The organism is Pseudomonas sp. YJ42, from assembly GCF_047225135.1.
GTDB classification, from domain to species: domain Bacteria; phylum Pseudomonadota; class Gammaproteobacteria; order Pseudomonadales; family Pseudomonadaceae; genus Stutzerimonas; species Stutzerimonas stutzeri_E.
Genome location: NZ_CP178378.1, coordinates 2,359,197 through 2,384,011 on the forward strand (window position 1 = coordinate 2,359,197; position 24,815 = coordinate 2,384,011).

Annotated in this window: 22 protein-coding genes and 1 tRNA gene; 20 read left to right on the forward strand and 3 right to left on the reverse strand. The window is 60.2% G+C overall.

Annotated features, from left to right (window positions below):
* The first annotated feature begins 100 nt into the window (after nt 1–100).
* From ACL0K2_RS10725 to ACL0K2_RS10775, 11 genes are all read left to right on the forward strand, one after another.
* Nucleotides 101–2,884: an LPS-assembly protein LptD gene (locus ACL0K2_RS10725; RefSeq protein ID WP_413044370.1), complete on the forward strand. Its 2,784-nt coding sequence runs from the start codon at nt 101–103 to the stop codon at nt 2,882–2,884.
* Nucleotides 2,865–4,172: a peptidylprolyl isomerase gene (locus ACL0K2_RS10730; protein ID WP_045160580.1), complete on the forward strand. Its 1,308-nt coding sequence runs from the start codon at nt 2,865–2,867 to the stop codon at nt 4,170–4,172. Before ACL0K2_RS10725 ends, ACL0K2_RS10730 begins: the two co-directional genes overlap by 20 nt.
* A gap of 80 nt (nt 4,173–4,252) precedes the next feature.
* The gene (gene pdxA / locus ACL0K2_RS10735; protein ID WP_045160539.1) at nt 4,253–5,233 is read left to right on the forward strand and encodes a 4-hydroxythreonine-4-phosphate dehydrogenase PdxA; all 981 of its coding nucleotides are present in this window, start codon (nt 4,253–4,255) and stop codon (nt 5,231–5,233) included.
* Nucleotides 5,234–5,481: 248 nt separating this feature from the next.
* Nucleotides 5,482–6,291 (forward strand): 16S rRNA (adenine(1518)-N(6)/adenine(1519)-N(6))-dimethyltransferase RsmA, encoded by an 810-nt coding sequence (gene rsmA, locus ACL0K2_RS10740; RefSeq protein ID WP_045160579.1) that lies wholly within the window; start codon nt 5,482–5,484, stop codon nt 6,289–6,291.
* 26 nt (nt 6,292–6,317) lie between these two features.
* On the forward strand, nt 6,318–6,701 hold the full coding sequence (apaG, locus tag ACL0K2_RS10745) for a Co2+/Mg2+ efflux protein ApaG (protein WP_045160538.1): 384 nt from the start codon (nt 6,318–6,320) through the stop codon (nt 6,699–6,701).
* Nucleotides 6,698–7,522 (forward strand): symmetrical bis(5'-nucleosyl)-tetraphosphatase, encoded by an 825-nt coding sequence (locus ACL0K2_RS10750; protein ID WP_413044371.1) that lies wholly within the window; start codon nt 6,698–6,700, stop codon nt 7,520–7,522. The genes apaG and ACL0K2_RS10750 overlap by 4 nt, the downstream gene beginning before the upstream one ends.
* Nucleotides 7,515–7,844 carry a thiosulfate sulfurtransferase GlpE gene (gene glpE, locus ACL0K2_RS10755; RefSeq protein WP_045160536.1) on the forward strand — a complete coding sequence of 110 codons (330 nt, stop codon included), beginning with the start codon at nt 7,515–7,517 and terminating at the stop codon, nt 7,842–7,844. The genes ACL0K2_RS10750 and glpE overlap by 8 nt, the downstream gene beginning before the upstream one ends.
* A 271-nt stretch (nt 7,845–8,115) precedes the next feature.
* Nucleotides 8,116–10,038, forward strand: a complete 1,923-nt coding sequence (locus ACL0K2_RS10760) for a PrkA family serine protein kinase (RefSeq protein ID WP_045160535.1) — start codon at nt 8,116–8,118, stop codon at nt 10,036–10,038.
* Nucleotides 10,039–10,152: 114 nt separating this feature from the next.
* Nucleotides 10,153–11,424: a YeaH/YhbH family protein gene (locus tag ACL0K2_RS10765; RefSeq protein ID WP_045160534.1), complete on the forward strand. Its 1,272-nt coding sequence runs from the start codon at nt 10,153–10,155 to the stop codon at nt 11,422–11,424.
* Nucleotides 11,425–11,434: 10 nt separating this feature from the next.
* Nucleotides 11,435–12,991, forward strand: coding sequence for a SpoVR family protein (locus ACL0K2_RS10770; RefSeq protein WP_045160533.1), 1,557 nt, complete (start codon nt 11,435–11,437; stop codon nt 12,989–12,991).
* A gap of 84 nt (nt 12,992–13,075) precedes the next feature.
* Nucleotides 13,076–14,329, forward strand: coding sequence for a multifunctional CCA addition/repair protein (locus tag ACL0K2_RS10775; protein WP_413044372.1), 1,254 nt, complete (start codon nt 13,076–13,078; stop codon nt 14,327–14,329).
* 16 nt (nt 14,330–14,345) lie between these two features.
* Here ACL0K2_RS10775 and folK read toward each other — a convergent pair whose 3' ends face one another.
* The gene (folK, locus tag ACL0K2_RS10780) at nt 14,346–14,888 is read right to left on the reverse strand and encodes a 2-amino-4-hydroxy-6-hydroxymethyldihydropteridine diphosphokinase (protein WP_239610249.1); all 543 of its coding nucleotides are present in this window, start codon (nt 14,886–14,888) and stop codon (nt 14,346–14,348) included.
* Nucleotides 14,879–15,232 (reverse strand): dihydroneopterin aldolase, encoded by a 354-nt coding sequence (gene folB / locus ACL0K2_RS10785; RefSeq protein WP_045160530.1) that lies wholly within the window; start codon nt 15,230–15,232, stop codon nt 14,879–14,881. Before folB ends, folK begins: the two co-directional genes overlap by 10 nt.
* A 75-nt stretch (nt 15,233–15,307) precedes the next feature.
* On the opposite strand from folB, the gene plsY reads away from it, so the two are divergent.
* Nucleotides 15,308–15,877 carry a glycerol-3-phosphate 1-O-acyltransferase PlsY gene (gene plsY, locus ACL0K2_RS10790; protein WP_045160578.1) on the forward strand — a complete coding sequence of 190 codons (570 nt, stop codon included), beginning with the start codon at nt 15,308–15,310 and terminating at the stop codon, nt 15,875–15,877.
* A gap of 12 nt (nt 15,878–15,889) precedes the next feature.
* On the opposite strand, the gene tsaD is transcribed toward plsY, so the two are convergent.
* Complete coding sequence (tsaD, locus tag ACL0K2_RS10795) at nt 15,890–16,915, reverse strand: tRNA (adenosine(37)-N6)-threonylcarbamoyltransferase complex transferase subunit TsaD (RefSeq protein ID WP_045160529.1); 1,026 nt, start codon at nt 16,913–16,915, stop codon at nt 15,890–15,892.
* 196 nt (nt 16,916–17,111) lie between these two features.
* Here tsaD and rpsU point away from each other — a divergent pair, with 196 nt between their 5' ends.
* The 8 genes from rpsU (at nt 17,112) to ACL0K2_RS10835 (ending at nt 24,747) form a co-directional block, all read left to right on the forward strand.
* Nucleotides 17,112–17,327 (forward strand): 30S ribosomal protein S21, encoded by a 216-nt coding sequence (gene rpsU, locus ACL0K2_RS10800; RefSeq protein ID WP_003283508.1) that lies wholly within the window; start codon nt 17,112–17,114, stop codon nt 17,325–17,327.
* A gap of 137 nt (nt 17,328–17,464) precedes the next feature.
* Nucleotides 17,465–19,396: a DNA primase gene (dnaG, locus tag ACL0K2_RS10805; protein ID WP_413044373.1), complete on the forward strand. Its 1,932-nt coding sequence runs from the start codon at nt 17,465–17,467 to the stop codon at nt 19,394–19,396.
* Nucleotides 19,397–19,463: 67 nt separating this feature from the next.
* Nucleotides 19,464–21,320, forward strand: a complete 1,857-nt coding sequence (rpoD, locus tag ACL0K2_RS10810; protein WP_239610247.1) for an RNA polymerase sigma factor RpoD — start codon at nt 19,464–19,466, stop codon at nt 21,318–21,320.
* A 119-nt stretch (nt 21,321–21,439) separates the two neighbouring features.
* Nucleotides 21,440–21,516: transfer RNA gene (locus ACL0K2_RS10815), tRNA-Ile, on the forward strand.
* A gap of 158 nt (nt 21,517–21,674) precedes the next feature.
* On the forward strand, nt 21,675–21,950 hold the full coding sequence (locus ACL0K2_RS10820; RefSeq protein ID WP_413044374.1) for a hypothetical protein: 276 nt from the start codon (nt 21,675–21,677) through the stop codon (nt 21,948–21,950).
* Between the two features lie 664 nt (nt 21,951–22,614).
* Nucleotides 22,615–22,917, forward strand: coding sequence for a putative Ig domain-containing protein (locus ACL0K2_RS10825; RefSeq protein WP_413044375.1), 303 nt, complete (start codon nt 22,615–22,617; stop codon nt 22,915–22,917).
* Between the two features lie 236 nt (nt 22,918–23,153).
* Nucleotides 23,154–23,468 carry a hypothetical protein gene (locus ACL0K2_RS10830; RefSeq protein ID WP_413044376.1) on the forward strand — a complete coding sequence of 105 codons (315 nt, stop codon included), beginning with the start codon at nt 23,154–23,156 and terminating at the stop codon, nt 23,466–23,468.
* Nucleotides 23,469–23,607: 139 nt separating this feature from the next.
* On the forward strand, nt 23,608–24,747 hold the full coding sequence (locus ACL0K2_RS10835; protein ID WP_413044377.1) for a Fic family protein: 1,140 nt from the start codon (nt 23,608–23,610) through the stop codon (nt 24,745–24,747).
* The last annotated feature ends 68 nt before the right edge of the window (nt 24,748–24,815 follow it).

Genomic DNA, 24,815 nt, shown 5'->3' on the forward strand with positions numbered 1-24,815 from the left:
CGGGTCATGCTTTATTATCCAGCATCTTTTTCAGCCCATCGAGAGGCGTGCGGCCCAGCCCGGCCGATGGCTCGCCGCAAGCACGGACCCAAAAAACAAGATGGCAGTCAAATATCCCGCTTTTCGTAAAAAATTCCCCCTACTGGTTACCGGCGGCTTGCTCGCATTGCAACCCGTAGCGACTCCTCTTGTAATCGCAGCCGAGCAGTTTGCCTGCCAGCCTGGTGCGGGTGGAGGCTGGAGCTGCACCTCCGATGCCGCCAACCCCGAGCTGCCGCCTCGTCCCGTTCATCGCGGTAGCGCTGCGAGCGACACCGCCAGCGCTACACAACCGCGCAGCAGCAAGGGTGAACCCCAGGTAGCCACCACCAAGTTGGTGACCGAGAGCAAAGGTCGCGCGCTGGCCTCGCGCAGCGCTGATTACAGCCACTTGGACTGGGTCCCGCGTGACCAGCTGACCAATGCGCAACTGGCCGAGACCGGCCCCTATTGTGCCGGTACTTATGTTGAACCGAACCGTCCTGGTCGGTTCGATGAGACCCCGATGAGCGACGCGCCGACTTACGTCTCGGCGAAAGCGACGCGCTACGAACAACAGCAGGAGGTCGCGACGCTGGCCGGTGACGTGGTGTTGCGTCAAGGCAGCATCCAGGCCGAATCCGACGAAGCCAGCCTGTATCAGTTGGAGAACCGCGGCGAGCTGAAAGGCAACGTTCGTCTGCGTGATCGCGGCGCGCTCATGGTCGGCGACCGCGCCGAACTCTTCCTCGATACCGGTGAAGCCCAGGTCGAGAACGCTGAATACGTGGTCCATGAAGGCAAAGTCCGCGGCAGCGCGCAGTACGCCAAGCGCACCGAAGACGCCATCATCCGCCTCAAGGACGGGACCTACACCCGCTGTGAACCAGGCGACAACGACTGGTATCTGCAAGGCAACAACGTCACCTTGAACCCAGCGACCGGCTTTGGCTCGGCGACCAACGTGACGCTCCGGGTCAAGGGCGTCCCGGTGTTCTACACGCCTTACATTTATTTTCCGATCGACGATCGCCGCCAATCCGGCTTCCTCGCACCCAGCATCAGCTCATCCAGCGATACCGGGCTGTCATTGATCACGCCCTATTATTTCAACCTGGCGCCGAACTTCGACGCCACGGTCTATCCGAACTATATGACCGATCGCGGCCTGTTGATGGAGGGCGAGTTCCGCTACCTGACCCGCAGCAGCGAAGGGCAGTTCGGCGCGGCTTATCTGGATGACAGTAACGACGATCGCGAGCTGCAGTCCGAATACGAAGATCAGCGCTGGATGTACAGCTGGCAGCACCGGACCGGCCTGGATCGTCGCTGGCTGGCAGAAGTCGACTATACCGACATCAGCGATCCGTATTATTTCCAGGATCTGGACACCCAGCTGGGCATTGATCAGCCAGACCACCTCGATCAGCGTGGCACCCTGAGCTATCGCGGCGAAACTTACACCGCTCGCCTGAACGTGCACGCTTACGAACGCGCCACCATCGCCGACGTCACGCCTTATGAACGCCTGCCTCAGCTGACGCTCAATGGCGCGCTGCCGTTCCAGCCAGGGGGTTTGCGCTTCGCCTACAACACCGAGTTCGTGAGTTTCCAGCGCAGCTTGCGCGACGGTTTTTTCACTGACGAGGATGGCAACACCGGTCTGCCGGAGCATCGTTGGTACGACGATCGCCTGCGAGGCCTGGCCCGTGCCGAAGGCGAGCGTCTGCATCTGGAACCGGGCGTCAGCCTGCCGCTCGACTGGACTTGGGGCTTCGTCAAGCCTTCGCTCAAGTACGCTTATACCCAATACGATCTGGACCTTGACGCGCGTGGCAGGCAAACCCTGGCAGCCTACGAATCGTTCGACCAGTCACAGAACCGCAGCGTGCCGATCTTCAGTGTCGACAGCGGCCTCTATTTCGATCGTGACACCCAGTGGTTCGGCAAGGACTATCGTCAGAGCCTCGAGCCGCGGCTGTTCTATCTCTATGTGCCGGAAGAGGACCAGGACGACATTCCGATCTTCGACACTGGCGAAAGCACCTTCAGCTACTCCTCGCTGTGGCGTGACAATCGGTTCTCCGGTAAAGACCGCATCGGTGACGCCAACCAGGTATCGCTTGGCGTGACCAATCGCTGGATCGAACCGAACGGGTTCGAGCGCCAGCGCCTGAGCATCGGCCAGGCCTTCTACTTCGAAGACCGCAAGGTCCAGCTGCGCGGCATCGACTATCGCACGCGTTCCAATGCGACCTCGTCGGTATCGCCTTATGCCCTGGAATACATGTACCGCTACAACCGGGACTGGCGCTTCACGTCCACCTTCAACTGGGACCCGGATACTCACAGCACCCGTTCCGGCAGCGCGATGTGGCACTACCAGCCGGCCGACAATCCGAACAAGATCGTCAATATTGGCTACCGCTACCGCAACGACACCGTCCGTTTCGACCAGGCCACGGGTCTGTGGACCTACGGCGGTGACTACGGCACGCCGGGAACACCCGAATACATCAAGGACTACTACAAGATCAACCAGCACGACATTTCCACCATCTGGCCGATCCTGCCACAGTGGAGCGTGATCGCACGCTGGCAGCATGACTACAGCCGCAACCGTACCCTGGAAGCCTTTGGTGGTTTCGAGTACGACAGCTGCTGCTGGAAGCTGCGTCTGATCAACCGCTACTGGATCGATTACGACGAAACCAGTCTCAACCCATCGCAGAACGACGAGCCGGACAACGGCATCTTCCTGCAAATCGTCCTCAAGGGACTCGGCGGCGTCTTCGGCAGCTCGACCGAGACATTCCTCGACGAAGGCATACAAGGTTACCGTGAACGTGAAGATCAAGCTTTCTGATTACCTGCGCCCACTGCTGGTGGGCGCGTTCTTGCTAGGCAATGCCACGCTCGTCGCCTCGGCCGGCGCCGAGGTGCGCGCACTCGACCGTATCGTCGCCATCGTCGATAACGACGTCATCATGCAGAGCCAATTGGACCAGCGCATTCGCGAGGTCGAGCAGACAATCGAGAAGCGCGGCGCCGAAATGCCCCCGCGCGACGTCATGCAGCAGCAGGTGCTCGAGCGCCTGATCACCGAGAACCTCCAGCTGCAAATCGGTGAGCGCTCAGGCATCCGCATCTCGGATGAAGAGCTCAACCAGGCCATGGCCACCATCGCCCAGCGCAACAACATGAGCCTCGACCAGTTCCGCGCCGCCCTCGAGCGCGACGGGCTGAGCCTGGACACCGCCCGCGAGCAGATTCGCCGGGAGATGGTCATCAGCCGCGTGCGTCAACGCCGCATTGCCGAGCGTGTTCAAGTGTCTAACCAGGAAGTGGAAAACTTTCTGGCATCGGACCTGGGCAAGCTGCAGCTTTCGGAGGAATACCGACTGGCCAACATCCTGATTCCCGTGCCGGAATCAGCCGACTCAGCTGCCATCCAGGCCGCGGAGAAAACCGCCCGGGATACTTACGAACAACTGCAGAATGGAGCGGACTTCGCCAAGCTGGCGGTGTCTCGTTCCGCCAGCGAGAACGCACTGGAGGGCGGCGACATGGGCTGGCGCAAAGCCGCTCAGCTGCCTCCGCCGTTCGACACCGAAGTCAGAGCCATGAACGTCGGTGACTTCACCCAACCGGTCCGCACGCCGCCAGGGTTCATTCTGCTCAAAGTGTTGGACAAGCGCGGCGGCGATACCCAGGTACGCGACGAGGTCCATGTCCGTCATATCCTGATCAAGCCGAGCCAGATCCGCAGCGAAGAGGAAAGCCGTCGCCTGGTAGAGCGCCTGCGCGATCGTATACTGGCTGGCGAGAGCTTCGCCGAACTGGCAAAAAATTTCTCTGAAGATCCGGGCTCGGCGCTCAACGGTGGCGACCTGAACTGGATCGATCCGAGTTCGCTGGTCCCCGAGTTCCGCGAAGTCATGGCTAACACCCCGAATGGCCAGCTGTCCGAACCCTTCAAGAGCCCTTTTGGCTGGCATATCCTTGAGGTGCTTGGGCGCCGCGCCACCGACTCCAGCGAGGAGTTCCGCGAGCAACAGGCGTTGTCACTGCTGCGCAACCGCAAATATGAAGAAGAGCTGCAAGCCTGGCTGCGCCAGATACGCGATGAGGCCTACGTCGAAATCAAGATCTGATACCGACTGGGTCGGTGCACGCCACAGCGGGCCTGCCAATTTGGCCGGCCCGTTTTTTTTACCTCTGAAGGCAGATCGACATGACCGTCAAACGCTTCGCCCTGACCCCCGGCGAGCCCGCCGGCATCGGTCCCGACCTCTGCCTGTTGCTCGCGCGCGACAGTCAGCCTCACGTCCTGATCGCCATCGCCAGCATTGAGCTGATGCGTACCCGCTCTACCGAGCTAGGGCTGAACATCACGCTGATCGAGGTGACACCCCTGCACTGGCCGGACCAGCCGGCACCAGCGGGCAGTCTGTATGTCTGGGATACACCTCTGGCCTCTGCCGCAACCAGCGGTCAGCTCAGCCCGACCAACGCCCACTACGTGCTTACCACCCTGCAACGCGCCGGAAAAGGCTGCCTAGATGGCAGTTTCGCCGGGATGATCACCGCGCCAGTGCACAAGGGGGTCATCAACGAGGCGGGTATTCCATTCTCTGGGCACACCGAGTTTCTGGCGGAGCTGACAAGCACTGAGCAGGTGGTGATGATGCTCGCCACCCACGGGCTGCGGGTCGCACTGGTGACCACGCATCTCCCGCTCAAGGAAGTCGCTGACGCCATCACTTCCGAGCGCCTGCAGCGCGTGACACGCATTCTGCACAGCGATCTGGTGGAGAAGTTCGGCATCGCCCATCCCCGTATTCTGGTCTGCGGGCTCAACCCTCACGCTGGCGAGGGCGGGCATCTGGGTCGCGAAGAAATCGAAATCATCGAGCCGACCCTGGAAGCGCTTCGTCGCGAGGGGCTCGACCTGATCGGCCCGCTGCCCGCCGACACTCTGTTCACCCCCAAGCACCTCGATCACTGCGATGCAGTGCTGGCGATGTATCACGACCAGGGATTGCCGGTACTCAAATACAAGGGCTTCGGTGCGGCCGTCAATGTCACCCTCGGTCTGCCGATCGTACGGACTTCGGTCGATCACGGTACTGCGCTGGATCTCGCCGGCACCGGCCGAATCGATACCGGCAGCCTGCAGGTGGCGCTGGAAACGGCCTATCAGATGGCTAGATAGCTGGAAGCTCGGTATGGCGAATAGCTCTATGATGCTGTTCGACGCCTGTCGATGATTCACGCCCCAGCGATGCCAGGTGGATATGAACGTAACATCCGCCCTATTCCACTTGGCCAACGCGGGGTCGATCGCATTCACCGAGCATGGGTTCGAGGCGACGCAAAAAGCGACAGCCACCCCAGCCTGTTAAACTGCGCACCTTTCGCTTCAAGCTTCCTGCTTCAAGCTGCTCCTGGGTACTGCTGTCCATGTCCGAGAACTATCAACACCGCGCGCGAAAGCGCTTCGGTCAGAACTTTCTTCACGATGCTGGCGTGATTCATCGCATCCTGCGCGCCATCCATGCCAAGCAGGGTGAGCGCATGGTGGAGATTGGACCGGGCCAGGGCGCCCTGACCGAAGGCCTGCTCGACAGTGGCGCACACTTGGACGTGGTCGAACTGGACCTGGACCTTATCCCGATCCTCCAGCAGAAATTCGCCTACCGAGACAATTTCTCACTGCATCAGGGCGATGCTTTGAAGTTCGATTTCGCGAAGCTGAGCCGGGAACCGGCGAGTTTGCGCATCGTCGGTAATCTGCCTTACAACATCTCCACACCGCTGATCTTTCATCTGCTCGACCACGCCGCGCTGATCCGCGACATGCATTTCATGCTGCAGAAGGAGGTGGTCGAACGGCTCGCAGCGCAGCCAGGTGGTGGCGACTGGGGACGCCTGTCGATCATGGTGCAGTACCACTGTCGCGTCGAACATCTGTTCAACGTCGGCCCCGGCGCCTTCAACCCAGCGCCGAAGGTGGAATCGGCCATCGTGCGCCTGGTGCCGCATGAGGTACTGCCGCATCCGGCGCGCGACCATCGCCAGCTGGAAACCGTGGTTCGCCAGGCCTTCAATCAGCGTCGCAAGACGCTACGCAATACACTCAAAGGCCTGCTCGATGCAGACGCGATCGCCGCGGCCGATGTCGATGGCAGCCTGCGCCCGGAACAGCTGGATCTCGCGGCGTTCGTAAGATTGTCAGATCAACTTTCCGCCCACAGCTGCGCCCGCGTCTGAAGGCGACCCCATCCACAGGAGACCCCATGCCTGAAGACCAGCGCTACCGGATCGACGTCAGCGTCAGCCCAACCTACCTCGCCGACCAGTCGCAGCCGGAACAAAACCGTTATGCCTTTGCCTACAGGGTAACGATCGAAAACAAGGGCCAGCTCATTGCCCAGCTACTGTCTCGCCACTGGATCATTACCGATGGTGACGGTCAGGTGCAGGAAGTGCGCGGTGCCGGCGTCGTCGGCGAACAGCCGGTGATCGCACCGGGTCAGCGTCACGTCTATACCAGCGGCACGCTGATGACGTCCCGCGTCGGCACCATGCAGGGCAGCTACCAGATGCTCGCCGAAGACGGACACCGCTTCGAAGCCGAGATCGCCCCCTTCCGGCTGGCCGTTCCCGGAGCCTTGCATTGACTACCTATGCTGTCGGCGACCTGCAAGGTTGCCTCGAACCCCTCAGATGCCTGCTGCAGCAGGTCGACTTCAGCCCCTCTCGCGACTGTCTTTGGCTCGCCGGGGATCTGGTCAACCGCGGTCCGCAATCGCTCGAAGCACTGCGTTTCGTACGCGATCTGGGTAGTTCGGGCGTCACGGTGCTGGGCAATCACGATCTGCATCTGCTGGCCGTTGCGCACAATGTCGAGCGGCTGAAAAGATCCGACACGCTCCAGCCGATCCTCGATGCACCCGACCGAGCCGACCTGATCAACTGGCTGCGTCAACAGAAGCTGATCCATCACGATACCGGGCGGGAAACGACCATGGTCCATGCCGGCATCCCGCCGCAATGGACGCTGGCGAAGGCCCTGAGGCGAGCCTCCGAGGTGGAACAGGCATTGCGCGATGACGCCATGCTGCCGCCCTTCCTCGACGGCATGTACGGCAACCAGCCCGCCAAATGGAACAAGGAACTGCACGGCGTGCCGCGGCTGCGCCTGATCACCAACTATTTCACCCGTATGCGCTTCTGCAAAGCCGACGGTACGCTCGACTTGCAAGCCAAGGAAGGACTCGACTCGGCCCCACCGGGCTTCGCGCCCTGGTTCAGCCATCCCACTCGCAAGACCCGTGGCTGCAAGATCATCTTCGGCCATTGGGCTGCACTGGAAGGTCACTGCGACGAGCCCAATGTGTATGCACTGGATACCGGTTGCGTGTGGGGCAACACCATGACTCTAATGAATCTAGACAGCGGAGAAATGCACCGCTGCGATTGCGAGGCGACCCATGACTGACTTCAAACGCATCTCACCGGAGCAGGCCCAGGCGCTGCGCAACAATGGCGGTGTGATCGTCGATATTCGCGACGCGCACAGCTACACCAGCGGTCATATCACCGGCTCGACACATCTCGACAATCAATCCTTGCCGGACTTCATTGCGGCCGCTGATCTCGACCACCCGCTCGTCGTCACCTGCTACCACGGCCACTCCAGCCAGAGTGCCGCCGCCTACCTGATCAACCAGGGCTTCTCCGACGTCTACAGCCTCGACGGCGGCTTCGAGCTGTGGCGCCAGACTTTTCCACAGGACGTCGAGCAAGGCGATCCACAGTAAAAAAACATCGGCCCCGAACGCCGCGCATGGCGCGGCCTTGCGCGGCCAATCCGACGAAACGCAGCGGTAAAAACGTCTCTCTTCCCTTGAATTTGCTGAATCCGAACTATCCTTCAGTTCAGGCCATCCAAACAAATGAAAGCCGTGTACCGGCTACCGGGCCTCAGGTTTTCGACCATTAGGTGTTCGGGGGGACTCCAAGGCCGACAAGTCGGCCGCACCTGAATGCCTGATGACAACACCGGCTCCGAGCATCGTCCGAGGTGAAGTCATGAGCATTTTCAGCCATTTCCAGCAACGATTCGAAGCAACTCGCCAGGAGGAATATTCGCTTCAGGAATACCTCGACCTGTGCAAGGAAGACCGGGGTACCTACGCTACGGCGGCCGAGCGCCTGCTGATGGCGATCGGCGAGCCCGAACTGATCGACACCTCGACTGACCCGCGACTGTCGCGGATCTTTTCCAACAAGGTGATCCGTCGCTATCCCGCGTTCGAGGATTTCCACGGGATGGAAGACTGCATCGATCAGATCGTGTCCTATTTCCGGCATGCCGCGCAGGGGCTGGAAGAGAAGAAGCAGATTCTCTACTTGCTCGGCCCGGTGGGCGGCGGCAAGTCCTCTCTCGCCGAAAAGCTCAAACAGCTCATGGAGCGCGTACCCTTCTATGCGATCAAGGGCTCGCCGGTGTTCGAGTCGCCCCTGGGGCTGTTCAACCCGGCTGAAGATGCACAGATCCTTGAGGAGGACTACGGCATTCCGCGTCGCTACCTCAGCTCGATCATGTCACCCTGGGCGACCAAGCGCCTGCAGGAATTCGGCGGCGACATCAGCCAGTTCCGTGTGGTCAAGCTTTATCCCTCTATTCTCAATCAGATCGCCATTGCCAAGACCGAGCCCGGTGACGAGAACAACCAGGACATTTCCGCCCTGGTGGGCAAGGTGGATATCCGCAAGCTGGAGGAATTCCCACAGAACGATGCCGACGCGTACAGCTACTCGGGCGCCCTCTGCCGTGCCAACCAGGGCATGATGGAGTTCGTCGAGATGTTCAAAGCGCCGATCAAGGTGCTGCATCCGCTGCTGACCGCGACCCAGGAAGGCAACTACAACAGCACCGAAGGCCTCGGCGCGATTCCCTACAACGGCATCCTGCTGGCCCACTCCAACGAGTCGGAGTGGCACACCTTCCGCAACAACAAAAACAACGAAGCCTTCATCGACCGCATCTACATCGTCAAGGTGCCGTACTGCCTGCGGGTCACCGACGAGATCAAGATTTACGACAAACTGCTGTTCAATAGCTCGCTATCCAAAGCCCATTGCGCGCCCGACACGCTGAAAATGTTGGCGCAGTTCTCGGTGCTGAGCCGGCTGAAGGAGCCGGAAAACTCCAACATCTACTCGAAGATGCGGGTCTACGATGGCGAAAACCTCAAGGACACCGACCCCAAGGCCAAGTCGATCCAGGAATACCGTGACACCGCCGGTGTCGACGAGGGCATGAACGGGCTCTCGACCCGTTTCGCCTTCAAGATCCTGTCCAAGGTATTCAACTTCGATCCGCACGAGATCGCCGCCAACCCGGTGCACCTGCTCTATGTGCTGGAACAGCAGATCGAGCAGGAACAGTTCCCTGCCGAGGTGCGCGAGCGCTACCTGCGCTTCATCAAGGAATACCTGGCGCCGCGCTACGTGGACTTCATCGGCAAGGAAATCCAGACCGCCTATCTGGAGTCTTACAGCGAGTACGGCCAGAACATTTTCGACCGTTACGTGCTGTATGCCGATTTCTGGATTCAGGACCAAGAGTACCGCGACCCCGAAACCGGCGAAATTCTCAACCGGGCTGCACTCAACGAAGAATTGGAGAAGATCGAGAAACCAGCTGGCATCAGCAATCCGAAGGATTTCCGCAACGAGATCGTCAATTTCGTACTGCGTGCTCGCGCCAACAACAACGGCAAGAATCCATCCTGGCTCAGCTACGAGAAACTGCGGGTAGTGATCGAGAAGAAGATGTTCTCCAACACCGAGGACTTGCTACCGGTCATCAGCTTCAACGCCAAAGCCAGCAAGGAGGATCAGAAGAAGCACAACGATTTCGTCGTGCGCATGGTCGAACGCGGCTATACCGAAAAACAGGTACGCCTGCTATCGGAATGGTATCTGCGGGTACGTAAATCGCAGTGAGAGCAGCCGGAGCTGGATGGCTGAACGCCGGAAGCACAAGCAAAGCGTGCGCTTGCGGCGTTGTTGGCGCTTCCAGCCTCTGGCTTCCCGCTTGAAGCTGCCCCGGAGGGGCCTATGAGTTACGTGATCGACCGCCGTCTGAACGGCAAGAACAAAAGCACAGTGAATCGCCAACGATTCCTGCAGCGATACCGAGGACACATCAAGAAGGCCGTGGAGGAGGCCGTGGGTCGTCGCTCCATCACCGACATGGAGCACGGCGAGCAGATCAGCATTCCTGGTCGTGACATCGATGAGCCGATACTCCACCACGGTCGCGGCGGGAAGCAGACCATCGTGCATCCCGGCAACAAGGAATTCGTCGCCGGTGAACGCATCCCCCGACCGCAGGGTGGCGGCGCAGGCCAGGGCGCAGGCAAGGCCAGCAACAGTGGCGAAGGCATGGATGACTTCGTGTTTCAGATTACCCAGGAGGAATTTCTCGACTTCATGTTCGAGGACCTGGAGCTGCCCAATCTGGTCAAACGCCACCTGACCGGCACCGACACCTTCAAGACGGTCCGCGCCGGCATCAGCAACGAAGGCAATCCGTCGCGTATCAATATCGTGCGCACGCTGCGCTCGGCCCATGCGCGCCGCATCGCGCTGTCGGGCAGCAGTCGCGCCAAACTGCGTGAGGTGAAGGCCGAACTGGCACGCCTGAAGCTCGAAGAGCCTGCCAATTTCACCGACATCCAGGCCGCCGAGGAAGAAATAGAGCGGCTCAGCGCACGCATTCACCGTGTTCCGTTTCTCGACACCTTCGACCTCAAGTACAACCTGCTGGTCAAGCACCCCAACCCCAGTTCCAAGGCGGTGATGTTCTGTCTGATGGACGTGTCCGGCTCCATGACCCAGGCCACCAAGGACATCGCCAAGCGCTTCTTCATCCTTCTTTATCTGTTCCTCAAGCGGAACTACGACAAGATCGACGTGGTGTTCATCCGCCACCACACCAGCGCCAAAGAGGTCGACGAGGAGGAATTCTTCTACTCGCGGGAAACCGGCGGCACCATCGTCTCCAGCGCATTGAAAATGATGCAGGAGATCATGGCCGAGCGTTATCCGGCTAACGAGTGGAACATCTACGCCGCGCAGGCTTCGGACGGCGATAACTGGAACGACGATTCGCCGATCTGCAGAGACATCCTGGTCAACCAGATCATGCCGTTCGTCCAGTATTTCACCTATGTCGAAATCACCCCTCGCGAACATCAGGCGCTGTGGTACGAATATAACCAGGTGGCCGAAGCCTTCGGTGACTCGTTCGCCCAGCAGCAACTGGTGACCGCGGGAGACATCTATCCGGTGTTTCGCGAGCTTTTCCAGCGGCGCATGGCTAGCTGAGGTACGCAGCATGAAACGACAGCCCATTTCCACCGGCTCGGAATGGACCTTCGAGCTGATCCGCGCCTACGACCGCGAGATCGGTCGCATCGCTGAGCGCTATGCGCTGGACACCTACCCAAACCAGATCGAAGTCATCACGGCCGAACAGATGATGGATGCCTACGCGTCGGTAGGCATGCCGCTCGGCTATCACCACTGGTCCTACGGCAAACATTTTCTCAGCACTGAAAAATCCTATACCCGAGGCCAAATGGGCTTGGCGTACGAGATCGTGATCAACTCCGATCCGTGTATCGCCTATCTGATGGAAGAGAACACCATCACCATGCAGGCGCTGGTGATTGCCCATGCCAGCTACGGCCACAACAGCTTTTTCAAGGGCAACTACCTGTTCCGCACCTGGACCGACGCCAGCTCGATCATCGATTACCTGGTGTTTGCCAAGCAGTACATCATGCAGTGCGAGGAACGCCACGGCATCGATGCAGTGGAGGATCTGCTCGACTCCTGTCATGCGCTGATGAACTATGGTGTCGATCGCTACAAGCGCCCCTACCCGATTTCTGCCGAGGAAGAACGACGGCGGCAGAAGGATCGCGAAGAGCACCTGCAAAAGCAGATCAACGACCTTTGGCGAACGATTCCAAAATTTGGTGAAAAAGGCGACGAGCGCAAACGCGACCAGCGCTTCCCGGCCGAACCGCAGGAGAACATCCTCTACTTCATCGAGAAACACGCACCGTTGCTGGAGCCCTGGCAGCGAGAGGTGGTGCGAATCGTGCGCAAGATCGCCCAGTATTTCTATCCACAGCGCCAGACCCAGGTGATGAACGAAGGCTGGGCGACCTTCTGGCATTACACCTTGCTCAACGATCTGTACGACGAAGGACTGGTAACCGACGGCTTCATGATGGAGTTTCTCCAGTCGCATACCAGCGTGATTTATCAACCCGGTTTCGACAGCCCCTACTACAGCGGCATCAATCCCTACACCCTGGGGTTCGCCATGTATCAGGATATTCGCCGGATCTGCGAAAAACCCACGGAAGAAGACAAGCGCTGGTTCCCGGATATCGCCGGTAGCGACTGGCTGACCACCGTGAAATTCGCAATGAACAACTTCAAGGATGAGAGCTTCATCCTGCAATTCCTGTCACCGAAGGTCATTCGCGACCTCAAACTGTTCAGCATCCTCGATGATGATCACAAGGACGAGCTGCTGGTCCCTGCCATCCATGACGAGAATGGCTATCACGCCATCCGCGAATTACTGGCGGCGCAGTACAACCTGGGCAATCGCGAACCCAACGTTCAGGTCTGGAGCGTTGATCGTCGCGGCGATCGGTCGCTGACCCTGCGTCATCAGCAACACGACCGCAAACCCCTGGGCAGCTCGACCGATGAGGTGCTCAAGCACCTGCACCGGCTCTGGGGCTTCGATGTGCATCTGCAATCGATGCAAGACGACAAGCTGGTCACGACTCATCACATGCCGCCGAGGGTCGTCGACCCGGAGGCCGAAGGCAAATTCCCCGGCATGAATCTGGCGCTACCACCGATCTGATCGACTCGGCGCAGTGCCCCTCAGGAGCCTCGCGGCTTGCTGCCGCGAGGCTTTCGTTTATCCTCCGCCGGAACGGAGGACTACATGCAGATCTACAAAGTCGGCGGAGCGGTACGTGATCGGTTGCTGGGACGGCCCGTCACCGAGGTGGATTGGGTGGTGGTCGGATCCAGCGCCGAGGAAATGCAGGCCAAGGGCTTTCGCCCGGTGGGCGCGGACTTCCCGGTGTTTCTGCACCCTGCTACCGGCGAGGAATACGCGCTTGCCCGCACGGAGCGCAAGAGCGGACGCGGCTACGGCGGTTTCACCTTCTACGCCAGCGCTGACGTCACGCTCGAGGAAGACCTCGCCCGCCGCGACCTGACCATCAATGCCATGGCCGAGGATGAGCGGGGTCATCTGATCGATCCCTACGACGGCCAGGCCGACCTGGCCGCGCGCCAGCTCAGACACGTGTCCCCCGCCTTTGCCGAAGATCCCTTGCGGGTGCTGCGCGTGGCGCGCTTCGCCGCCCGCTATGCCGAACTCGGTTTCAGCGTCGCCGCTGAAACCCAAGCGCTGATGCGACAGCTCGCCGAATCGGGGGAGCTCCAGGCGCTGACACCGGAGCGTAGCTGGAAAGAAATCTCGCGCGCGCTAATGGAGCCCCGCCCCGATGTGTTCGTGCAGGTGCTGCGCGATTGCGGCGCCCTGAAGGAGCTTTTCCCGGAGATCGATGGATTATTCAGCGTGTCGCAACCGCGCTCAGGTAACGCTGAAGCCACCCTCGGTGATCACGTGCTCGAGGTGCTGCGGCAGAACGCAATGCACGCACAACCGCTGACGGTGCGTTGGGCCTGCCTGCTGCAGCATCTGGGCGGGACGGTAGTGGATGACCGGGATCCGCCGGCCGACAAGGCGGGCCTGCCGCTGATCGCAGCGCTCAGCGCTCGATACAAGGTTCCACGCGATTGCCAGGATCTGGCCATGCTGGCCGGGGAGTTTTGCCCGTGCGCGCACCGGGCACCGGAGCTGCCCGCCCAGGCGCTGTTCGAAATGCTTCAGCACTTCGACATCTACCGTCGTCCGGAGCGCTTCGAGCAGTTCATTGCCGCCTGCGAGATGGATGCGCGTGGCCGCGCCGCCCCCGAACCTACCGACTACCTTCAGGCCGACTACTTGCGCGGCGCGGCCGAGGCGGCTCGCGGCGTACAGGCGAAACCACTGATCGAGCAGGGTTATCAGGCAGCGGAACTGGGCGAGGCGCTCAAACGCGCACGTTTGCTGGCCGTGCAGGCCTATCAGCGGAGGCAGCAGAGCAACGCTGGCGAAGCACCGAGCGACCCGAACAGCGGCTAGCTGATCACAGCCGCCTTCAGGTGTCTGCGCGAGGCGCTGACGCTATCAGCGCCATAGGCGTCAGCTGCGTGCCTTTCCACTGGAACGGCACCGGCCAGAGCTGCTGCTCGATGGTCGAATCGCGCCACAGCTCGGCGAAGCTCCGCCCCGCACGCGGATGCATCACATCTGGCGCCAGTAGCGCCAGTGGCCAGAGCACGAAGGCATTTTTCAGCGTCTCTGGACGCGGCAGTTCCAAGCCATTGAAATTGCCCGTCAGGTCGCCGTACATCAATACATCGATGTCCAGCGGTAGACCTTTTCGGTCAGGCGCGTAGCGGCCGTTGTCCGCCTCGATGAACTTGAGCCGACGATCCAGCTCCATCAACGGCAGTTCGGTGGTTCCGGACACGACCAGATTGTAGAAATTGTCGCCCTTGTAGCCCACTGCGAGGCTTTCGAAGACGGCAGAGCAACGCATGTCGCCAAGCAGTTGCGCCAGCGCATCGAGACCGGCAGTCAGATTCTGCTCGCGCTTGTTATTGCTGCCCAGCCCTAGCAGTACACGAGTCAGCGACATCCGCGTTCGATCTCCACGCCCAGCGCCGAAGCGCGTGTATTGACGCCCGGTTTGGTGACCCGCAGCCGCAGCCAGGGGATGCCGAACTGGCTCATCAGGTCAGCAGCCAGCCGCTCGGCAAAGGTCTCCACCAGCTCGAAGCGCGAAGCCTGCGCGAACCGATCGATGGCGGCAGTCACTTCTGCATAGTCCAGGGCCTTATCCAGCTCGTCATTTTCCGCGGCGGGACGAATGTCCCAGCCGAGGGTCAGATCCAGACGCAGGCACTGTCGAATGCCACGCTCCCAATCATAGGCGCCGATCAGCGTATCCACTTCCAGCCCCTCGATGAAAACTGTATCCACGCAACTCTCTCCCACGACACGACAACTTCGGTGCGCGCCGTTAGACTCAGGAGCTCCCTGCCCCGGATGGATGCCATGTTCTGGCAACTGACACTACTCGCCTATCTGACCGGTTCGCTGTCGTTCGCCATTCTACTAAGTCGCCTGACCGGTGCACCCGATCCGCGAGCCAGTGGCTCCGGTAATCCCGGCGCCACCAATATGCTGCGACTCGCCGGCAGACGCCTGGCAATCGGCACCTTATTCGGCGACCTGCTCAAGGGGCTTCTGCCAGTGTTGCTCGCCCAAGCGCTAGGCCTACCTATCGAACAACAAGCCTGGATTGCCCTCGCGGCAGTGCTGGGCCATCTGTATCCGCTGTATTTTCGTTTTCGTGGCGGCAAGGGCGTTGCCACTGCCGCTGGCGCCTTGCTCGGATTGAACCCGCCGACCGCATTGCTGGCTCTGACCATCTGGCTGGTGGTATTCAAGATAACCCGAACCAGCTCACTGGCCGCACTTGCCGCACTACCGCTCTGCCTGCCGCTGCTGGCCTGGCAACAGCCTGACGCGTTCTTGCCCATGGCGCTACTAGCCGCCCTGATCGCCTGGCGTCATCGGAGCAATCTGCGCGACCTGTTCGCCGGCACAGAGCGGCATTTCTAAGCGACAAGCCGTTCATACCGCCGCGAGTGTCTCCATCGGCCAGCGCGCCTGAACGGAAATCTCCGGCCCGTCCTGCTGCCCTGCCAGCAAGCGCTGACAACCGGCATACGCGATCATCGCACCATTGTCGGTACAGAAGCGGGGCCGCGCATAAAACACCTGGCCCTTCAGCTCACCGAGCATTCCTTCGAGGCTCTGACGTAGCGCCAGATTGGCGCTCACGCCACCGGCGATCACCAAATTCTTCAGGCCCGTCTGCTGTAGAGCGCGTCGGCATTTGATGGTCAGCGTTTCGACCACCGCTTGCTGGAAGGCCAGCGCGATATCGCAACGCGTCTGCTCACCATCGTCGCCAGCGTTACGGCATTGCTGCCAGGTCGTAAGGGTCGAGGTCTTTAGGCCGCTGAAACTGAAATCCAGCCCGGGCCGATCGGTCATGGGGCGGGGAAAGACGAAGCGGCCCGGCGTACCGCGCTCGGCGAGTAGCGCGATTTCGGGACCTCCGGGATAACGCAGCCCCATCAGCTTCGCCGTCTTGTCGAACGCCTCACCGGCCGCATCGTCCACCGACTCGCCCAGCAGCTCGTAGCGACCAATCCCGTCGACTCGAACCAGTTGCGTATGCCCGCCGGACACCAGCAGCGCGACGAACGGAAACGCTGGCGGCTGCTCTTCGAGCATTGGCGCCAAGAGGTGCCCTTCCATATGATGCACGCCGACCGCCGGCACACCCCAGGCAAACGCCATCGCCTGCGCGCAGGAGGCCCCGACCAGCAACGCACCGACCAGGCCAGGACCAGCGGTGTAGGCCACCGCATCGATCTGACTCGCCTCGCGGTCGGCTTCGGCGAGCACCTGGCGGATCAGTGGCAGCATCCGCTTGACGTGATCGCGCGAGGCCAGCTCCGGCACCACCCCACCATAGACGCGGTGAAGGTCGATCTGACTGAACAGAGCGTCGGCCAACAGGCCGCGCTCACTGTCGTACAGCGCGACACCGGTCTCGTCGCATGAAGTTTCCAGCCCCAGCACCAGCATGGGTACAACCTTCCAGAGAAGCGAATGAAGCCGTGCATATTAATCGTCGCAAGCGCCGACCGACCAGCGCTTTTCGCTAAGGGGGCTTTGCATTCCATGCGGCAAGGCGTTAACATCCGCAACCCTTAAAACCAGCGTGCTCGCGATATTTGCCGAAGCGCGTTGTAACCGGTAAACAAGTGAAGGTACGTCCTGGATGCCCAACGTTAAAGTTAAAGAGAACGAACCATTCGACGTAGCTCTGCGTCGCTTCAAGCGTTCTTGCGAAAAAGCCGGTGTTCTGGCTGAAGTCCGCAGCCGTGAGTTCTACGAAAAGCCCACTGCCGAGCGCAAGCGTAAAGCTGCTGCCGCAGTCAAGCGTCACGCCAAGAAAGTGCAGCGCGAACAGCGCCGCAGCGTTCGCCTGTACTGATCCAGTACAACTGAAGCTGCATCAAGCCCGGCATATGTCGGGCTTTGCATTGAAATAGACTCCGCTTCGCCAGCTGGCGAATGGCCGGAGTTTTTTTCATTCCGGCCCGAACACCGCGAGCGTATTCTCATACCCCTATGGCCGGCTTGATCCCGCAATCATTCATTGATGACCTGCTCAACCGCTCCGACATTGTCGAGGTGGTGAGTTCGCGCATCCAATTGAAAAAAGCGGGCAAGAACTACACCGCTTGCTGCCCGTTCCACAAGGAAAAGACCCCATCCTTCAGCGTCAGCCCCGACAAGCAGTTCTATTACTGCTTCGGCTGCGGCGCTGGCGGCAATGCGCTCGGCTTCATCATGGATCACGACAGCCTGGAGTTCCCCCAGGCCGTCGAGGAATTGGCCAAGCGCGCCGGCATGGAGGTTCCTCGCGAGGAAAGCGGACCGGGGCGCAAGCCGCGTCAGCCCGTAGACTCGCCGCTCTACCCGCTGCTTGAGGCCGCCGCCGAATATTACCGCCAGGCCCTCAAGGGACACCCGGCCCGCAAGGCTGCCGTGGAATATCTCAAGGGGCGCGGATTGTCCGGGGTTATCGCCAGGGATTTCGGCCTCGGCTTCGCACCGCCCGGCTGGGACAACCTGATGAAACACCTGGGCGGCGATACCCTCCAGCAGAAGGCGATGATCGACGCCGGCCTGCTGATCGAAAACGCCGAAACCGGCAGGAGCTACGACCGCTTCCGCGACCGAGTGATGTTTCCGATCCGCGATAGCCGTGGCCGCGTCATTGCCTTTGGCGGTCGTGTACTGGGCGACGATAAGCCAAAGTATCTGAACTCCCCGGAAACACCAGTGTTCCACAAAGGCCAGGAGCTGTATGGCCTCTACGAAGCCCGCAAGGCCAACCGCGACCTGGACGAGATCATGGTTGTCGAAGGCTACATGGATGTGATCGCATTGGCCCAACAGGGTCTGCGCAACGCCGTTGCCACACTCGGCACCGCCACCAGCGACGAGCATCTCAAGCGCCTATTTCGTATCGTGCCGAGCGTGCTGTTCTGCTTCGACGGAGATGCTGCCGGGCGCAAGGCCGCCTGGCGCGCTCTGGAGTCGACGCTGCCAAACCTGCAAGATGGCCGTCGCGCACGCTTTTTGTTTTTGCCCGAAGGCGAAGATCCAGACACCCTGGTGCGCAGCGAAGGCACCGATGCCTTCATGGCACGGATACAGCAACAGGCCCAACCCCTGGCCGACTACTTCTTTCAGCAGCTCAGCGAAGAAGCCGATCCGCGCTCGCTGGAAGGCAAGGCCCACCTGGCCACGCTTGCGGCGCCGCTCATCGAGAAGATTCCCGGCGCCAACCTGCGCGCACTGATGCGCCAGCGCCTCGGCGAAATAACGGGCTTGCACAGCGAAGCTCTGCAACAGATGAGCACGGCATCACCAAGCGCCGCTCCAGAATACGATGACAGCATCTATTACGACACGGGCTCCGGGAATGACGAAGGCGATTACTACGCACCACCGGAAGCTACCCAACCGAAGCGCAGCGACAATAAAGAATGGAAGAAAGACTGGAAAAAACCCGGTCAGCGTCCAGACTTCAAGTCACGCAAACCGAGAACGCCCGCCACGGTAGAACCGCCGGCGCTGACCACTTTGCGGACACTACTGCACCATCCAGAGCTTGCCCAGAAAGTCGAAGATGCCAGCCATTTCGCAGCAGAAGATGACACTTATGCGCAACTCCTTGTCGCGCTCCTTGGAACACTGCAAAAGAATCCCAAGCTGCGCAGCCTGCAGTTGATCGCACGCTGGCACGGAACCGACCAAGGGCGCCTTTTACGCGCACTTGCCGAGAAAGAATGGCTGATCTCGGCCGATAACCTTGAACAACAGTTTTTCGACACCATAACAACCCTGGCCGCCAGGCAACGCGAGCGCAGCCTCGAATCGTTGCTCCGCAAAGCTCGTCAGGGAGAACTCAGCGCGGAGGAGAAAGAACAGCTGCGCAACTTGTTAAATCGCAACTCAACACCCGCTATATCGACCTCAACTGGCGCGTGAGGTCCTTGCTCGGCTATAATGGTCAGCTTGTTTTCAACCCGCCAGAACCGTCAGTGGATAGGGTTATATGTCCGGAAAAGCGCAACAGCAGTCCCGTCTCAAAGAATTGATCCAGCGTGGCCGTGAGCAGGGGTACCTGACTTACGCCGAGGTCAATGACCACCTACCGGAGGATATTTCCGATCCGGAACAGGTGGAAGACATCATTCGCATGATCAACGACATGGGTATCAATGTATTCGAGGTCGCCCCGGATGCCGATGCCCTGTTGCTGGCCGAAGCCGATACCGATGAAGCCGCAGCCGAAGAAGCCGCAGCAGCGCTTGCCGCTGTCGAAACCGACATCGGCCGCACCACAGATCCCGTGCGCATGTACATGCGCGAAATGGGCACCGTCGAACTGCTGACCCGCGAAGGCGAAATCGAAATCGCCAAACGCATCGAGGAAGGCATTCGCGAAGTGATGAGCGCAATCGCCCACTTTCCGGGCACCGTAGACAGCATTCTCGCCGACTACGAGCGCGTCACCACCGAAGGCGGCCGTCTGTCCGACATCCTCAGTGGCTATATCGACCCTGACGACGACGGCGCCGCCGGCCCGCAACAGGAAGTCGAACCCGCCACTCCGCAGACAGCGGCAAAGCCGGCTGCAGATGACAAGGACGACGACGAAGAGGACGACTCCGACAGCGAGGAAGAGGAAGGCGATGGCGGTCCGGATCCGGAAGTCGCTCGCGTTCGCTTCGGCGCGGTTGCTGAGCAACTTGAAGCCGCCAAGAAAGCGCTGAAGAAGCACGGCCGCGGCAGTCAGCAAGCGACCGACGCGCTGCAGGAGCTGGCCACGCTGTTCATGCCGATCAAGCTCATCCCCAAGCAATACGATGCGCTGGTCGAACGCGTACGCAGCGCCCTGGGCCAGGTTCGCGCCCAGGAACGCGCCATCATGCAGATCTGCGTGCGTGACGCGCGCATGCCTCGCGCCGATTTCCTGCGTCAGTTTCCGAACAACGAGACCGACCTGGGTTGGGCCGATCAGTTGGCTAGCGGCAAAAGCAAGTACGCCGAAGCCATCGCCGCACGCAAGGAAGATATCCAGCGTTGCCAGGAAAAGCTGCTCGCACTCGAAGAAGAATGCGCACTGCTGATCACTGACATCAAGGACATCAACCGTCGCATGTCCATCGGTGAGGCCAAGGCTCGCCGGGCGAAGAAAGAAATGGTCGAGGCTAACCTGCGTCTGGTTATCTCCATCGCCAAGAAGTACACCAATCGCGGCCTGCAATTCCTCGACCTGATTCAGGAAGGCAACATCGGCCTGATGAAAGCGGTGGATAAGTTCGAATACCGCCGCGGCTACAAGTTCTCGACCTACGCCACCTGGTGGATTCGCCAGGCGATCACTCGCTCCATTGCCGACCAGGCGCGGACCATCCGCATCCCCGTGCACATGATCGAGACGATCAACAAGCTCAATCGCATCTCTCGTCAGATGCTGCAGGAAATGGGTCGCGAACCCACACCCGAGGAGCTTGGCGAGCGCATGGAAATGCCCGAGGACAAGATCCGCAAGGTACTGAAGATCGCCAAAGAGCCGATCTCCATGGAAACCCCTATCGGTGACGACGAAGACTCGCATCTGGGCGACTTCATTGAAGACTCCGCCATGCAATCGCCGATCGACGTGGCGACCGTGGAGAGCCTCAAGGAAGCCACTCGCGAAGTGCTCTCCGGCCTCACTGCCCGTGAAGCCAAGGTACTGCGCATGCGCTTCGGCATCGACATGAACACCGACCACACCCTCGAGGAAGTCGGCAAACAGTTCGATGTCACCCGCGAGCGGATCCGCCAGATAGAAGCCAAGGCGCTACGCAAGCTGCGCCACCCGACGAGAAGCGAGCATTTGCGCTCCTTCCTCGACGAGTAAAACCAGAACCCCCGGCCCGTGCCGGGGGTTTTGCATTCAAGGCCAGACAAAACAACGACGTACGCTCAGCTTCGCTTGGCGCATCAGCAGCAGCACCGGTATAATCCGCCGGCCTCTGAGGGCCTATAGCTCAGTTGGTTAGAGCAGAGGACTCATAATCCTTTGGTCCACGGTTCGAGTCCGTGTGGGCCCACCAAAAAAATCAAAGAGTTAGGCCAGCTTTTCGTAGCTGGCCTTTTCTTTTTCTGGTCCGAAAATATTTTTACGGGTACCGCTTTCTTAGCCAGGCGTAGGGACGTCGGCGAGCAAGGCATCCCCCGCTGCGACGTCTAAGACGCCTGTGGGCTCCCGGGCTTGCCACCCACGAAAAGTACGCCCACCACCGAGCGGGCGTGGAGTGCCAAGCGTCACTACATCCCTGCTGAGCGTCTGCAAGCGCAACGCGAACACCTGGGCTGGCAGTTGCTGACCAACTACGTGGTGCGCAATGCTGACTGCCACTCGAAGAACATCGCGCTGTTTTACACCTCGCGTGCTGATGCTGCCCTGACCCAGTCTATGGCCTTAAGCTTACCCACGCTTCGCCAGCAGCCGCTGGCTTGTCCAGCTGCGGGGGATCTGGCCGATTAGCTGCGCATTATGGTTTCAGTCTCCGTTGCCAGTAATTCAGAGCGACCGGTCACCTCTCGGCTGTGCTCCGGCTTGCACGGTCCTGACTAACCTGTTTCTTCGATAGCGGTATCCACGCCGTGAACATGCGGAGCGGCTTTGGGGTTGCGCAATGTCTCCATGCCTTTTGATCCAGACATGCACCATATGTTTGGCTACATCACGCCAGGCGGGCTCGTTTTCGCGGCTTCGATAACTTCATTGCCGACCTCTACCGCGGACTCGCAGGGTTGCTCAACCATGGCAGCCTACTTGCTCGGGGGAATGCTCAGCACGGCTTTGAGAAAGGTTTCCAATGATCGACCCGGTGTACAGGTTTGTCTTCCGCCTATGAGGGAGAAATGGCATCGTGGCCTGGCGCGACTATTACCCGCTCTGCCAGATGCTTAAAGCAGACAGTGATCATTGCCACAATTTAGCGAAGGCGACAAAAGCTGGGCGGACGACACGCGTATACGCTTAGTCAGCTCGTCAATGACATATACGGCGGGGACGTATTCAGCAAAACCCCATAACGAGGAAAGCGCCCCATATGCTACGGAAAGCACTTTGCGTCATCGGCTTAATGCTGCAGCTGGCGGGATGTGAAACAGTCGTGTCCGGTGGAGTGGTCGGTAGCTGCGCAATGCGGCCCGAACCGACCCTGCTGCCGGAGGCCTTGCCAACCGCCAAAGTCGGAGTCCCGTACAGCGTACAGCTCAGCGTGACCAATACTTCTTCACCTGTCCACGGCATCTATGTAAGTGACGCCCACCCCTTACCCGATGGACTGAGTATCCATCACCAAAACCGCGAACCGACTGGGCACATCAACGGCACTCCGATCAAGGCTGGCGCCTATGAAGTGCATATATCCGCCGGCACCTATGGCACCCAGTGCGCCGGCCTCAGGGCACGTCGCGTCTACACGCTTGAAGTTGCGGAATAACCGCCCCAGTGCGCCAACCAGAACGTGGCGCACGTCTACAAAATAAAGCGAAGAAATAGTAAAACCCATGAATAACCTTCGACGCACCTCTCTCATAGGCCTGGCCGTTCTGCCACTGGTTGCCCTGGGACTTTATTCTGCTGCTACCCGAATTGATCCCAACCCCAGCATGCCGTGGGCGAGCCGCTCGATGAGCTAAACGGCGTAGCCATTTACTACAACGGTGGGGTCACACGGTGCGAGGCCGTAACCTGACGCAGGACGGCTACAACCTGGGCCTTCGCTATCAGTGCGTTGAGTTCGTCAAACGCTACTACTTCGAGCGCCACGGCCACCGTATGCCGGACAGCTACGGGCATGCCAAAGACTTCTTCGATCCACAGGTCGGTGACGGCGCCCTGAATGCCAGGCGCGGCCTGTTGCAATTCACGTACCGCGCCGCCGCAAGCGGACGACCTGCTGGTATATCGAGAATGACCGGGTGCAGGGTTGGCTCCGGCTGCCTGCAGCGAATGAGCAAATCCCAACGCTCGATCAACCCGTCGGGTTGATGCACTAGCCACGCCGTGCCGGATTCGCAGACGTGAGTTCCGGGCTTGTGGATTAGACAGTGAGCCGAATAGCCGGCATTATCGACTCATCAAATGAGCCGAATAAGCTCGCTAATCGGCTCACAGACGAGCAGCCCTCATGAATGACCCGCTCTGGATTTGGCAGCAACCCAACTGGCCGCAATTCAGCTGGCAAGCCGAACCGCTAGCCCCGCTGCTGCGCGCGTGCGCCCAGGCTCAGGGCCGCCTACTCGGGATGCTCGGCGCTGTGGGTAGTGACACCGAGGTGCAGAGCAGCCTGGATGCCATGCTGCAGAACATCGTCACCTCATCCGCCATTGAGGGTGAGCAGCTGAATGTCGGCTCGGTGCGCTCATCACTGGCACGGCGCCTGGGGCTGAACGAAGAAGGCCGCACCACCTCTCGATCCGAAGGCCTGGCGGAACTAATGCTCGATGCCACCCGCGCCTATCAGCCGCCGCTCGATCTACAGCGGTTGTTCACATGGCATGGTTGGTTGTTCCCCAGCGATGACCACCTGCTGACCCGCCCGCTACGCATCGGCATGCTGCGCGGCGAAGAACCCATGCAGGTAGTTTCCGGCAGGCTCGACCGCCCTACTGTGCATTTCGAGGCTCCACCCCGCGCCGGGCTGGAGGAGCAACTAGACGATTTCCTTGCCTGGTTCGAGAGCAGCCGCAGCGATGCCAGCCTCGACCCGTTCCTAAGGGCCGGCATTGCGCACTTTTGGTTCGTTACGCTGCACCCCTTCGATGACGGTAACGGCCGCCTTACGCGCGCCATCACCGACCTGGCACTGGTTCAGGGCGAGCAGCAGGCCATCCGTTTTTACGCCATGTCGGCGAGCATCCTCGACGACCGCGCCGGCTATTACCGCATCCTGGAAGCGAGCCAGAAAGGCACGCTGGATATCACCGCCTGGCTGCAGTGGTTCCTCGCAACGCTGCTCAAGAGCCTGGAGCAGGCCCTTGCTCGTATCGACCGCGTGCTGGTCAAGACGCGCTTCTGGCAGGCTCACCGTAGCCAAGCCTTGTCTGCCGAGCAGATCAAAGTGCTTAACCGCCTACTCGATGGCGGCGAGAGAGGTTTCGAGAACGGCATCAGCGCCGCCCAATACCAGGCCGTGGCCAAGGTCTCGAAGGCCACCGCCACGCGTCATCTGAGCGATCTTGTCGAGAAGGGCTGCCTTTCACGACTACCAGGGGGCGGGCGCAGCACGCGGTACCAAATACAGCACTCGGCAAACGCTCACGGCTAACCCCGAAGCGACAAAGCAGAGCAGCACATCGGGCTCGTCGTAATGCTGTAGTGCCATTACGCCAGGTT